Source organism: Nocardioides sp. CF8 (assembly GCF_000389985.1).
Classification (GTDB): domain Bacteria; phylum Actinomycetota; class Actinomycetes; order Propionibacteriales; family Nocardioidaceae; genus Nocardioides; species Nocardioides allogilvus.
The window spans coordinates 3831319-3843609 of the sequence record NZ_CM001852.1; the positions used below are offsets into that span (position 1 = coordinate 3831319).

Below are 12291 nucleotides of genomic sequence, written 5' to 3' on the forward strand. Positions count from 1 at the left end.
CTTGTGCGGCTATGGCTCGCACCTATGAAGTCCGCACCTACGGGTGCCAGATGAACGTCCACGACTCCGAGCGCCTGACCGGGCTGCTGGAGGACGCGGGCTACATCGCGACCCCGACGGGCGAGCAGGCCGACGTCGTCGTCTTCAACACCTGCGCGGTCCGCGAGAACGCGGACAACAAGCTCTACGGCAACCTGTCCCACCTCGCGCCGGTCAAGGCGCGCAAGCCGGGCATGCAGATCGCCGTCGGTGGCTGCATGGCGCAGAAGGACCGCGACACGATCATCGACCGGGCGCCGTACGTCGATGTCGTCTTCGGCACGCACAACATCGGCTCCCTGCCCGCCCTGCTCGACCGCGCCCGCTCGCAGGAGGAGGCGCAGGTCGAGATCCTCGAGTCGCTGTCGGTCTTCCCCTCGACGTTGCCGACCAAGCGCGACTCGGCCTATGCCGCGTGGGTCTCCATCTCCGTCGGCTGCAACAACACCTGCACGTTCTGCATCGTGCCGGCACTGCGCGGCAAGGAGAAGGACCGCCGGCCGGGCGAGATCCTGGCCGAGATCGAGGCGCTGGTCGCCGAGGGCGTCACCGAGATCACCCTGCTCGGGCAGAACGTCAACGCCTACGGCGTGGAGTTCGGCGACCGCCAGGCCTTCTCCAAGCTGCTGCGCTCGTGCGGTGCGATCGAGGGCCTCGAGCGCGTGCGCTTCACCTCGCCCCACCCGGCCGAGTTCACCGACGACGTCATCGAGGCGATGGCCGAGACGCCCAACGTCATGCACCAGCTGCACATGCCGCTGCAGTCGGGCTCCGACCGCATCCTCAAGGCGATGCGCCGGTCCTACCGCTCCTCGAAGTTCCTGGGCATCATCGAGCGCGTGCGCGCGGCCATGCCCGACGCGGCGATCACCACCGACATCATCGTCGGCTTCCCCGGCGAGACCGAGGAGGACTTCCTCGCGACGCTGGACGTCGTCCGGCAGGCGCGGTTCGCCAACGCCTTCACCTTCCAGTACTCACCTCGCCCCGGCACCCCCGCCGCCACCATGGAGTCCCAGGTCCCGCCGGAGGTCGTGAAGGACCGCTACCTGCGCCTCGTCGACGTCGTCAACCAGATCGCGTGGGAAGAGGGACTAGCGCTCGTCGGCCGCTCCGTCGAGCTGATGGTCTCCGAGGGCGAGGGCCGCAAGGACGCAGCCACCCTCCGGCTCTCCGGCCGCGGCCCGGACAACCGGCTCGTGCACTTCACCCCCGTGGGTGCCGAAGGCGTCCGGCCCGGCGACATGGTCGTCGTCGAGATCACCAAGGCCGCGCCGCACCACCTCGTCGCCGACGGTCCGGTTCTCTCCGTACGCCGCACGCCGGCCGGCGACGCCTGGGAGCGTCGCAACACCGAGCCCGCCCCGGCCGGCGTCGGTCTCGGCATGCCGAGCATCGGGGTGCCGGCTCCGCTGCCGCCGGCCACCGCCTGCGGCTGACGCTGCGAAGACAGCGGTATCGCGCAGCCACCCAGTGGCCGCAGGACACCGCTGTCCTCAGGGACAGTCGGGGCAGCGTTGGAGCGTGCCCGTCCAACCCCTCTTGGTCAGCACTGCAGCGACCCGTGCCGCTGTCGAGCACTGGTCGCCGTACACCTGCCGCCAGCCGAGCCGCAGGGTGATCTTCTCCTCGGCCACCGCGACGAGGTCGCGAGCCAGGTCCTGGTCGTGGGCCTGAGCCGTGCCGTGGGTGGCGCGACCGTCGAGCTCGACATAGACGCCGAACGGCTCGTAGACCACGTCGCGGTAGACCTTGCCCCGGGAGGTCAGCTCGACCACCTGTCGAGCCGCCGTGGGGAGTTCGTGCGCTCGCTCGACCCGATGCAGGTAGCCGTGCTCGAGGACCGAGTGGGTGCCGTCGCGGATGTCCGTCAGCACCCCCGTCAGGAAGGCCCGACGAGGAATCCTCGACCGCGTCCGCAACGCGGCCAGGACACGATCCGCGGTGGTGCGACGAGATGACACCGCATCCGTGAGGACGCCGACCGCGGCGAAGTCCGTCGGTGCCTCGGCCGCCACGTCGAGCAGTGCGTGCTCGATCCGGACCGTAGGTGGTGATGCGTTGCGTCGTACCTTGGAATCGAAGTCGGCCAGCCTGTGCACGACCAGCCAGTCGACCGGCGACAGGATGCGACGGTCGCGGTCGATCGCCACATGGATGACCGACTCGTCGCGCAGCGTCTTGCCGGGGCCCTCGGATGCCCGCAGTGCCGAGTCGTGGCAGAGCGCCGAGTCGCCGGCGTACAGGGTGGCCGCCCACGCGCGCTGCAGCCAGGTGGGATCGCTGGTGTGGTTGAGGTGGACCCCGGGGAGCAACAGCACCCATGCGCGCCGGCGGACCTGGCGGCGGATGTCGTGGTCAGCGAGCCCGGCCTCGAGGGCCTGCGCCCGCGAGATGACACCGTGCTGCAGCGACAGGACCCGCGCGACCTCGTCGGCAGGGCTCGATTCCTCGGCGTTGCTGCTCATCCATCCAGCGTGCTGGACCGGCGACATCCGCGCCAGCACCGGAACCGGGCCTGTGGACAACGAGACAGCGGTATCGCCCAGCCACTGGGTGACTGTGCGATACCGCTGTCTTCAACGTGTCAGGCCCGCCGGGTCAGGCGGGCGGTTCGACCGTCCCGTCCTCGGCCTCCTGGCCGGCTTCGGGGGTGTCCTCGGTGCCCGACTCCATGTCGTCGGCCTGACCATCGGGTGCCTGCGACTTGTCGTCGGCCTCGGTGATCTCCGGGGGCATCACCTCGTCGACGGCCGGGTTGGCGGACGGGTCGAGGTCGCGCGCGAGGCCCTCGTCGTCGGTGTCGTCGGGCAGTGCGTCGGCGCCGCCGGGGTTGGGCTCCTTCTCCTCGATGATCGGATCGGGCTGCGGGCCGAGGTTGTCGTCATTCATCGTGGGGCCTCTCCGGTGGTGGGGAATCCATGGCTGAGATATTTTTGGTCGGTGCCCAGGTTGTCCAGGGCGTATGCCTCGTGCGGCACCATCGGCTGCGGCAGGTCGGCCAGCGAGCACCAGCGCAGCTCGCCGCACTTGTCGGGCTCCACGATCCTCGGCTCGCCGGCCCAAGCGCGAGCGGTGAAGAAGAAGTCGACGCGTTCGTCGATCGGCTCGCCGCCCTGGGTGCGCTGCATCGTGAACTCGAAGGCGAGCTCGACGTCGGTAATGCCCAGCTCCTCGGTGGCCTCGCGCTGCGCTGCGACGAACGCCGTCTCCCCGCGCTCCACGTGTCCGGCGGCGGCCGCGGCCCAGTGGCCGTCCATGTAGGTCGTCCCCTGGCGCAGCTGCAGCAGCACCTCGGCCGAACCGTCCTCGCCGTCGCGGAGGAGGTAGACGTAGGACGCAGGCACCACCACGAAGCTGTCGGTCACGCCGCCAACCTAACGGGCGCGACCGACAGCTCGATGACTGCTACGACCCGGCGATCGGCTCCGGTGCCTCGCCGGTCGCCGGGTTGGCCGGATCGGTGGGAATCGTCTGCGGCGCCGGCTCACCGGGCGTGGACGGCTCGACGGACGGCTCGACGGACGGCTCGGTCGGAGTCGAGGGATCGGTCGGGGCACCGGGCTCGCCCGGCTCGGTGGGGACGCCCGGCTGGACGGGCTCAGCCGGGGCGGTCGGCTCCGTCGGGATCGAGGGGTCCGTGGGATCCGTGGGCTCGGTCGGCGAGGTCGGCGACGTGGGCGAGCCGGGCTCAGCCGGCTCGGTCGTCTCGGTGGGGGTGCTCGGCTCGGTCTCCGGCTCGGTCGGGATCGAGGGATCGGTGGGCTCGGTCGGGACGCCCGGTTCGGTCGGGACGCCCGGCTCGGTCGGGACGGACGGGTCACCGGGTGTGGTCGGCGTGCCGGGCTCGGGCGGAGCCTGGGTATCGGCGGGCGCCTGGGGCTCGGCACCGATGTCGTCGTTCTGTCCGTCGAGTCCGTCGAGGGCGTCGCCGGCCTTGTCCACGCCGGACTGGATCTGCTCGGAGTACTTGCCGCCGGTCTTGTCGTCGACGAAGTCGCCGGCCTTGTCCAGTGCGCTGTCGATCTGATCGCCGTACTTGTCGACGGCGTCGCCGAGTCCGCTGTTGGTGTCCATCACCACTCCCGAGAGTCATGGCCGGGGCTGTCCCGGCCCGCTTCCAGTCATGTCAGAACGGACGCGCAAATGCAACAGACCGTCCATCCCCTGGGGGATGGACGGTCTGTCGAGGAGGTCGGGAAGGACCTACTTGATGTCGTCGTTCTGGCCGTCGAGGGAGTCGAGGGCGTCGGCCGCCTTGTCGGTGCCGGCGTCGATCTTGTCCGAGAACTTGCCGCCCGTCTTGTCGTCGACGAAGTCGCCGGCCTTGTCGAGACCGGCGGCGATCTTGTCGCCCTGGCCGTCCACCGCGTCCGTGAGCTTGGACTTCGCGTCGTCGAGGAATGACATGTGCGTCTCCGATGCTTGGTGCAGCCCCCGATGAGACCGCTCGCGTTTGGAACACTAGCCACCATGCCCACCGACGCGCACCCCATCCCGATCGTGGCGATCGTCGGCTCGACGGCCTCGGGCAAGACCGGCCTGAGCCTCGACCTGGCCGCCCGGCTGGGGGGCGAGATCGTCAACACGGACGCGATGCAGCTCTACCGCGGCATGGATGTCGGTACGGCGAAGCTCCCGCCCTCGCAGCGGCGGGGGATCGAGCACCACCTGCTCGATCGCCTCGACGTGACCCAGACGGCGACCGTGCACGACTTCCAGGGGTGGGCCCGCGAGGCCATCGGCGACATCCGCGGCCGGGGTGCGACACCAGTGCTGGTGGGCGGCAGCGCGCTCTACACGCGCGCCATCCTCGACCGGTTCGACTTCCCCGGCACGGACGAGTCGTTGCGCCGCGAGCTCGAGGAGGAGTTGGCCACCGTCGGCACCCAGGCGCTGCACCGGCGCCTCGCCGGCCTCGACGCGGAGGCCGCCGCGAAGATCGGTCCCGACAACGGCCGGCGCATCGTCCGCGCGCTCGAGGTCATCGCCCTCACCGGTCGCCCCTACTCCGCCAGCCTGCCGACCCCGACCTACGCCGACCCGCGCAGCGTGCAGATCGGCGTCGACATCGACCGCCCCACCCTCGATGCCCGCATCGCGGAGCGCGTGCGCCAGATGTACGCCGATGGGCTGGTCGAGGAGGTCGAGCGACTCCTCGACCTCGGGCTCGAGCGGGGCCAGACCGCGCGCAGGGCGATCGGCTACCGCGAGGCGATCGCCTTCCTGCGCGGGGAGCTGAGCCATGAGGAGGCGGTCGTGCAGACCCAGGCCGCGACGCGCAGGTTCGCCCGCCGCCAGGACGGCTGGTTCCGCAAGGACCCGCGCGTCGCGTGGGTGCGCTTCGACGACCCGAAACTCGTGGAGAAGGCGCTGGCAGCCCTCGACAGATCGACCGGCGCGGAGCAAGGTGGACGGACCTGATCTCTCGGAGGTAGCCATGCGTCCCACCCCTGCACTCACCAGCGCCGCCGCGTCCGCCCTCGTCGTGGGCGTCCTCGCCGCTGCTCCGCCCGCTCCGGCCCAAGCCCCGCCAGCGGCCTCGACGCAGACCGCGCAGGCAGCGGAGCGGCCCACGGCCAAGATCCCGACAGCCGTCGGCACCGGGGGAGCGGTCTCCACGGTCGACCCGGAGGCCAGCGCGGCTGCGCTCAAGGTGCTCAAGCGCGGGGGCAACGCCGCCGACGCGGCGGTCGCCGCGGCCGCGACCCTGGGGGTGACCGAGCCCTACAGCGCCGGCATCGGTGGCGGCGGCTACTTCGTCTTCTACGACGCCGAGTCCGGCAAGGTCAGCACCATCGACGGGCGCGAGACCGCGCCGAAGAAGATGCCCAGCGACGCCTTCATCGACCCCGCTACCGGCAAGCCCTACAACTTCACTCCCGAGCTGGTGACCAGTGGCGTCAGCGTCGGCACGCCCGGGACCCCGGCCACCTGGGAACGGGCCCTGAGGAAGTACGGCACGCTCTCGCTCGCCGATGCGCTCAAGCCCGCGATCAAGGTCGCGACCCGCGGCTTCAAGGTCGACGAGACCTTCCGCCAGCAGACCCTCGACAACGAGGAGCGCTTCCGCGCCTTCAAGGCGACCAAGAAGCTGTTCCTGCCGAAGGGAGACGCGCCCGCTGTCGGCTCGATCTTCACCAACCCCGACCTGGCCGACACCTACACCGACCTCGCCGCGCGCGGCATGAAGGCGTTCTATCGCGGCAAGCTGGCCAAGCTGATGGTCGACATCGTCCGCGACCCGCGCACGACGAAGAGCACCGACCTCCCGGTGCCGCGTGGCTATCTCTCCCGCAGCGACCTCAGGGACTACAAGGTCCTCGGGCAGGCGCCGACCAAGATCTCCTACCGCGGCTACGACGTCTACGGCATGGCGCCGTCGTCGAGCGGTGGCTCCACCGTCGGCGAGGCGCTCAACATCCTCGAGCGCACCGACTTCACCGGCAAGGCGCCCGAGCAGGTCCTCCACCACTACCTCGAGGCCGGGGCGCTGGCCTTCGCCGATCGCGCGAAGTACCTCGGCGACCCGCGCTTCGTCGACGTACCCCTCCCGACGCTGTTGAGCGACAAGTTCGCCGCCGAGCGGGCCTGCTCCCTCGACCCCGCCAAGGCGGCGGTGAAGCCGGTCGCGGCCGGTGACGCTGCGGCCTACGACGGGGTCTGTCCGGCACCGGCGGCCGGCGGGACCACCGATGCGGACACCGAGAACATCTCGACGACCAACCTCACGGTCGCCGACAAGTGGGGCAACGTCGTGGAGTACACCCTCACGATCGAGCAGACCGGCGGCTCCGGGATGGTCGTGCCCCGTCACGGCTTCATCCTCAACAACGAGCTGACCGACTTCTCGACGGTCTTCGACCCGGCCGACCCCAACCGCATCCAGCCCGGCAAGCGCCCGCGCTCGTCGATGAGCCCGACGATCGTGCTCAAGGACGGCAAGCCCTTCCTGGCCCTGGGCTCGCCCGGCGGCTCCACGATCATCACCACCGTGCTGCAGATGCTCGTCAACCGGATCGACCTGGGCATGAGCATCGAGCAGGCCATCGCGGCGCCGCGCTCCAGCCCGCGCAACACGGCGAGCGTGACCTCCGAGCCCGAGTTCATCACGGCGTACGGCGCCGCGCTGACCGCCCTCGGGCACAAGCTCGTCCCCGCGGGTGACGCGTTCACCAGCGCGGCACAGATCGGGGCCGCGACGGCGATCGAGTTCGGTCCCGGCGGCCAGCTCACGGCCGTCTCGGAGCCGGTCCGTCGAGGAGGCGGGGCTGCGCGGGTGGTCGACCCGAAGTGACGACGATCTACTACACCGGCTGCTCGCTGGACGGGTTCATCGCGACGCCCGACCACTCGCTCGACTGGCTGACCTCGCGTGACATCGACGAGGCGGGGCCGATGCACTACGCGGGGTTCCGCGAGCAGATCGGCGCCTGCGTCATGGGCGCCACGACCTGGCAGTGGATCCTCGACCACGACGACGAACCGTGGGGCGACCTGGCGACGTACGTCATGACCCACCGCGACTTCGAGCCGGTCACGTCCGTCACCTTCACTGCCGACGCCGTCGAGGACGTGCATGCGCAGGCCGTCGAGCGGGCCGCGGGCAAGGACCTGTGGCTGGTCGGCGGCGGCGAGCTCGTCGGTCAGTTCCACGACGCCGGCCTGCTCGACGAGGTGTGGGTCCAGTACGCCCCGGTGACGCTGGGCGCCGGCACGCCGGTGCTGCCGCGACACGTCGAGCTGAAGCTGGAGGAGGTCGCCCGCAACCGTGACTTCGTCTGCGCTCGGCACACTGTGGTGAAGCCTGCGACAATCGCATCGTGAGCTATCGCTTCCTCAAGGGTCACGGCACGGAGAACGACTTCGTGCTCCTGCCCGACCCCCACGGCACCGTCCACGGCGAGCTGAGTGCCGAGCGGGTGCGTGCGCTGTGCGACCGGCGCGCGGGCATCGGCGGTGACGGCGTGCTCCGCGCGGTCCGCGACGGAGAGCGCTGGTTCATGGACTACCGCAACGCCGACGGGTCGCTCAGCGAGATGTGCGGCAACGGCGTCCGGGTCTTCGCCCGCTACCTCCTCGACCACGAGGGCGCCACGACGCCGCTCGAGATCGACACCCGCGCCGGGGTCAAGACCGTCACCCTCAGCGGCGGCGACCTCACCGTCGACATGGGCAGTCCCGCCGTGCTCGCGACCACGAAGGTCAGCGTCGACGGGGTCGCCCACGAGGCGCTGCACGTGTCGATGGGCAACCCCCACGCCGTCGCGTTCGTCGGGTCGCTCGACGAGGCCGGGAGTCTGCTCGAGGAGCCCGGCTTCGACCACGATGTCTATCCCGACGGGGTCAACGTCGAGTTCGTCGTACGCCGCAGCGCACACCACGTCGCGATGCGGGTCCACGAGCGCGGGTCCGGGGAGACGCGATCGTGCGGCACCGGCGCCTGCGCGGTGATGGTCGCCGCAGCGCTCGCTGACGAGGCACCTCGCGGGACGCCGTACCGCATCGACGTGACCGGCGGGAGCCTCGAGATCACCTGGACCGACGACGACCGGATCCTGATGACAGGTCCGGCCGTGCTCGTCGCCGAGGGCACCTCGGACCTCTGAGCGAAGCGGGTCCTAGGATCCGGGCATGGACATCACCGGATCCTCTGCCATCGTCACCGGCGGCGCCAGCGGCATCGGCGCCGCGGCCGCGCGAGCACTCGCCGCCCGCGGCGCGATCGTCGTCGTCGCCGACATCAACGCCGAGCTGGGCGAGGCCCTGGCCGCCGAGATCAAGGGTGTCTTCGCCCGCGTCGACGTGACCGACACCGAGCAGATCGCCGCCGCGGTCGAGGCCGCCGCCGAGGTCGCCCCGTTGCGTGCGTGCGTCAACTCCGCCGGCATCGGCTGGGCCCAGCGCACGATCGGCCGCGACGGGCAGCTGGCGTCGGCCCATGACCTCGTCGCCTTCCGCAAGGTCGTCGAGATCAACCTGATCGGCACCTTCGACATGACCCGCCAGGCCGCGACCGTGATGAGCCGCAACGAGCCCGACGCCGACGGCCAGCGGGGCGCGATCGTCAACCTCGCGTCCGTCGCGGCCTTCGATGGCCAGATCGGCCAGTCGTCCTACTCCGCGTCGAAGGGCGGCGTGGTCGGCATGACCCTGCCGATCGCGCGCGACCTCTCGGCCGCCGGCATCCGCCTCAACACGGTGGCGCCCGGCCTGATCGACACCCCGATCTACGATGCCTTCCCCAACCCCGACGAGTTCAAGGCCAACCTCGGCCAGAACGTCCTGTTCCCGAAGCGTCTGGGTCACGCCGAGGAGCTCGCGAGCATGGTCGTTGAGTGCATCACCAACTCCTACATGAACGGCGAGACCATCCGCGTCGACGGTGGCATCCGGATGCCTCCGAAGTAGGGCCCATCGGCCTGTGCTGACGTCGCGGGCGTCTCGTCGTACCCTCTTTTGGTGAAAATCTTCGGGGGTGGACGTTCACTGGCGCGCGCCACGGTGCTCGCACTGACGGCAGGCCTGCTCGTTGCCTTCGGGAGTACGCCGACCGCGACTGCTGCGACGGTGGTGCCGTGCGTCGTCAGCTACAGCGGGACGGGCAAGACGATCGAGCCCGACCCCGACGCCGGGGGGCCCAAGCTCACCTCGGCCGTGATCCCAGTCCCCGCGTCGTCGAACGTGCTGGACGTTGATGTCACCTATCGCATCACCCACCGCAACGCAGCGAAGGTTCGGGTCGACCTGCTCAGGACGGCGACCGTCCGCAACATCCTGCAGCCGGTCGTCGCAGGAAGCGGAGCCCAGGTTGCGCCCCTGACGTGGGATGACGAGGCGACGGCCACCTACACGGCAGCCTCGCTGGCGGGAACCTACAAGCCCAAGGATCCCCTGAGTGAGATGGATGGGACCGCGCTCGGGGGCAATTGGTATCTCTACATCTATAACTACGACACGGTTGCAGCGACCCTCACCTCCTGGTCGATCAGGGTGTCCCGCAGTGTGTGTGACGCGGACGGCGACGGCGCGGAGGACCGCGCTGTCGACAACTGCGTCGGGATGGACAACCCCGACCAGATCGACCTCGACAACGACGGACGCGGCAACCCGTGCGACGACGACCTGGACGGCGACGGTGTCGCCAACAACTCCGACAACTGCCTGACGTTGTCCAACCCCGACCAGGCCGACGCCGATGCCGATGGCCTGGGTGACCCGTGCGACGGCGACGGGGACGGGGACGGCGTGGTGCACGCCGACAACTGCCCCACGGTCGCCAACGCCGACCAGGCCGACACCGACGGCGACGCAGCGGGCAACGCGTGCGACCTCGACGACGACGGCGACGGCAAGGCCGACCCGCAGGACGTGTGCCCGGTGCTCGGCGGGGCCACGCCCAGCGGCTGCCCGAGCGTCGACCGCAGCGTGAAGCTGCGCTACAAGGCCACCAAGCGAGCGCTCACCGGGCGCCTGTCCGCCGACGTGGCCGGTTGCGTGGCGAAGCAGCGGGTCAGCGTGTGGCAGGTGAGGAAGGGCAAGGACCGCCGCATCGACCGGGTCCGGACGAGCGCGTCGGGCGCGTTCAAGACCAAGCCCGGTCGCCGTACCGGGAAGTTCTACGCCACGGTGCCGCTCAGGGTCGTTCCCGGAGCCGCGGAGTGCGCTGCGGCGAAGTCGCGCAAGACCCGGGTTCGTCGCTGAGGGCTATCTCGCTCGCGCCGCGGGAGTGGGCGACCTACTCTTGAGGGCATATGACGAACGCACCTGACTTCAATCTGGACGCTGCTCTCGACGCGACCGACGACTGGGACGACCTCGAGTCCGGCGACGCCGACGAACTGGTCTCGCCCGACGGCCCCGACCCCGAGGAGGAGCTCACCACCGGTGAGCAGGACCTCGCCGAGCGGCACGCCCTCCGGCGCGTGGACGGGCTGCGCACCGAGCTCGAGGACATCACCGAGGTCGAATACCGCCAGCTCCGGCTGGAGAAGGTCATCCTCGTCGGCGTCTGGACCTCCGGCACTGTCGCCGATGCCGAGAACTCGATGGCCGAGCTCGCGCTGCTCGCCGAGACCGCCGGCTCCGAGGTGCTCGACGCGATCTACCAGCGCCGGCAGACCCCCGACCCGGCCACGTTCATCGGTCGCGGCAAGGTCGAGGGCCTCTTCGAGATCGTGCAGGCCTCCGGTGCCGACACGGTGATCCTGGACGGCGACCTCGCGCCCAGCCAGCTGCGCAACCTCGAGGACAAGCTCAAGGTCAAGGCGATCGACCGGACCGGGCTGATCCTCGACATCTTCGCCCAGCACGCGAAGTCGAAGGAAGGCCAGGCGCAGGTCGAGCTGGCCCAGCTCAACTACATGAAGCAGCGCCTGCGCGGCTGGGGTGGCAACCTCTCCCGCCAGGCCGGCGGTCGCGTGTCCGGCGGTGAGGGTATCGGTGGTCGTGGCCCCGGTGAGACCAAGATCGAGACCGACCGGCGCCGGATCAACACCAAGATCGCCAAGCTCCGCAAGGAGCTCAAGGAGCTCAAGGGCACCCGCGCGACGATGCGCCAGGAGCGTTCGCGCAACCACATCCCGAGCGTCTCCATCGCGGGCTACACCAACGCCGGCAAGTCCTCGATCCTCAACCGGCTCACCGATGCCGGGGTGCTGGTCGACGACTCGCTGTTCGCGACGCTCGACCCGACCACGCGGCGTACGACCACGAAGGACGGACGCGTCTACACGATGTCCGACACCGTCGGCTTCGTGCGCCACCTGCCCCACCAGCTGGTCGAGGCGTTCCGCTCCACGCTGGAGGAGGTCGCCGACTCCGACCTGATCCTGCACGTCGTCGACGGCTCCCACCCCGACCCCGAGGGCCAGCTGGCCGCGGTGCGCGAGGTGTTCGCGGAGATCCACGCCTCAAAGGTCCCTGAGCTGGTCCTGATCAACAAGGCCGACGCCGCCGACCCGATGGTGATCGCCCGGCTGCGGGCGCGCGAGCCGCACAGCGTGGTGGTCAGCGCCCGGACCGGCGAGGGCATCGACGATGCGCTCGCCGCGATCGAGGCCGAGCTGCCGCGCCCGAGCGTGCAGTTCGAGGCGCTGCTGCCCTACGAGCGGGGCGACCTGCTCAACCGGCTGCACCAGCAGGGCGAGATCGAGTCCCTGGAGCACACCGGCGACGGCACCCTCGTCAAGGGCCGCGCCAACGCCGACCTCGCGAGCGACCTGGCGGCGTACGCCGTCTGACGCCGCTGCG

Annotated in this window: 13 protein-coding genes; 8 read left to right on the top strand and 5 right to left on the bottom strand. The window is 70.3% G+C overall.

All coding sequences use genetic code 11. The features are described 5' to 3' along the window. The first annotated feature begins 11 nt into the window (after window positions 1–11). Window positions 12–1478 (top strand): tRNA (N6-isopentenyl adenosine(37)-C2)-methylthiotransferase MiaB, encoded by a 1467-nt coding sequence (gene miaB / locus CF8_RS18685; RefSeq protein ID WP_010834658.1) that lies wholly within the window; start codon window positions 12–14, stop codon window positions 1476–1478. A gap of 57 nt (window positions 1479–1535) precedes the next feature. On the opposite strand, the gene CF8_RS18690 is transcribed toward miaB, so the two are convergent. The 5 genes from CF8_RS18690 to CF8_RS18710 form a co-directional block, all read right to left on the bottom strand. Further along, window positions 1536–2507 (bottom strand): hypothetical protein, encoded by a 972-nt coding sequence (locus CF8_RS18690; protein WP_036491461.1) that lies wholly within the window; start codon window positions 2505–2507, stop codon window positions 1536–1538. Window positions 2508–2640: 133 nt separating this feature from the next. Further along, window positions 2641–2931, bottom strand: coding sequence for a hypothetical protein (locus CF8_RS18695; protein WP_010834660.1), 291 nt, complete (start codon window positions 2929–2931; stop codon window positions 2641–2643). Continuing rightward, window positions 2928–3407, bottom strand: coding sequence for an NUDIX domain-containing protein (locus tag CF8_RS18700; protein WP_010834661.1), 480 nt, complete (start codon window positions 3405–3407; stop codon window positions 2928–2930). Before CF8_RS18700 ends, CF8_RS18695 begins: the two co-directional genes overlap by 4 nt. 40 nt (window positions 3408–3447) lie before the next feature. Further along, the gene (locus tag CF8_RS23325; RefSeq protein WP_156887272.1) at window positions 3448–4116 is read right to left on the bottom strand and encodes an antitoxin; all 669 of its coding nucleotides are present in this window, start codon (window positions 4114–4116) and stop codon (window positions 3448–3450) included. Window positions 4117–4245: 129 nt separating this feature from the next. Continuing rightward, window positions 4246–4449, bottom strand: a complete 204-nt coding sequence (locus tag CF8_RS18710; RefSeq protein ID WP_036491463.1) for an antitoxin — start codon at window positions 4447–4449, stop codon at window positions 4246–4248. A 63-nt stretch (window positions 4450–4512) separates the two neighbouring features. Here CF8_RS18710 and miaA point away from each other — a divergent pair, with 63 nt between their 5' ends. Genes miaA through hflX form a run of 7 tightly spaced genes read left to right on the top strand, consistent with a single transcriptional unit; the run spans window position 4513 to window position 12281 of the window. Further along, window positions 4513–5463: a tRNA (adenosine(37)-N6)-dimethylallyltransferase MiaA gene (gene miaA, locus CF8_RS18715; RefSeq protein WP_010834663.1), complete on the top strand. Its 951-nt coding sequence runs from the start codon at window positions 4513–4515 to the stop codon at window positions 5461–5463. Window positions 5464–5479: 16 nt separating this feature from the next. Further along, window positions 5480–7336, top strand: a complete 1857-nt coding sequence (ggt, locus tag CF8_RS18720; protein WP_010834664.1) for a gamma-glutamyltransferase — start codon at window positions 5480–5482, stop codon at window positions 7334–7336. After that, window positions 7333–7866 (top strand): dihydrofolate reductase family protein, encoded by a 534-nt coding sequence (locus CF8_RS18725; RefSeq protein WP_010834665.1) that lies wholly within the window; start codon window positions 7333–7335, stop codon window positions 7864–7866. The genes ggt and CF8_RS18725 overlap by 4 nt, the downstream gene beginning before the upstream one ends. Beyond that, entirely contained in the window at window positions 7863–8648 is a 786-nt protein-coding gene (gene dapF, locus CF8_RS18730) for a diaminopimelate epimerase (RefSeq protein WP_010834666.1), read from the top strand. The genes CF8_RS18725 and dapF overlap by 4 nt, the downstream gene beginning before the upstream one ends. 25 nt (window positions 8649–8673) lie before the next feature. Beyond that, window positions 8674–9450: an SDR family NAD(P)-dependent oxidoreductase gene (locus CF8_RS18735; RefSeq protein ID WP_010834667.1), complete on the top strand. Its 777-nt coding sequence runs from the start codon at window positions 8674–8676 to the stop codon at window positions 9448–9450. Between the two features lie 51 nt (window positions 9451–9501). Then, window positions 9502–10743, top strand: coding sequence for a thrombospondin type 3 repeat-containing protein (locus tag CF8_RS23330; RefSeq protein ID WP_232211531.1), 1242 nt, complete (start codon window positions 9502–9504; stop codon window positions 10741–10743). A 50-nt stretch (window positions 10744–10793) separates the two neighbouring features. Continuing rightward, window positions 10794–12281 (top strand): GTPase HflX, encoded by a 1488-nt coding sequence (gene hflX, locus CF8_RS18745; RefSeq protein WP_010834669.1) that lies wholly within the window; start codon window positions 10794–10796, stop codon window positions 12279–12281. Window positions 12282–12291 lie beyond the last annotated feature (10 nt).

What these genes read in the sequence shown, in the direction of transcription:
- miaB (WP_010834658.1), top strand. Translation starts at nt 12, where the DNA reads ATGGCTCGCACCTATGAAGTCCGCACCTACGGGTGCCAGATGAACGTC.
- CF8_RS18690 (WP_036491461.1), bottom strand. Translation starts at nt 2,507, where the DNA reads ATGAGCAGCAACGCCGAGGAATCGAGCCCTGCCGACGAGGTCGCGCGG.
- CF8_RS18695 (WP_010834660.1), bottom strand. Translation starts at nt 2,931, where the DNA reads ATGAATGACGACAACCTCGGCCCGCAGCCCGATCCGATCATCGAGGAG.
- CF8_RS23325 (WP_156887272.1), bottom strand. Translation starts at nt 4,116, where the DNA reads ATGGACACCAACAGCGGACTCGGCGACGCCGTCGACAAGTACGGCGAT.
- CF8_RS18710 (WP_036491463.1), bottom strand. Translation starts at nt 4,449, where the DNA reads ATGTCATTCCTCGACGACGCGAAGTCCAAGCTCACGGACGCGGTGGAC.
- miaA (WP_010834663.1), top strand. Translation starts at nt 4,513, where the DNA reads ATGCCCACCGACGCGCACCCCATCCCGATCGTGGCGATCGTCGGCTCG.
- ggt (WP_010834664.1), top strand. Translation starts at nt 5,480, where the DNA reads ATGCGTCCCACCCCTGCACTCACCAGCGCCGCCGCGTCCGCCCTCGTC.
- CF8_RS18735 (WP_010834667.1), top strand. Translation starts at nt 8,674, where the DNA reads ATGGACATCACCGGATCCTCTGCCATCGTCACCGGCGGCGCCAGCGGC.
- hflX (WP_010834669.1), top strand. Translation starts at nt 10,794, where the DNA reads ATGACGAACGCACCTGACTTCAATCTGGACGCTGCTCTCGACGCGACC.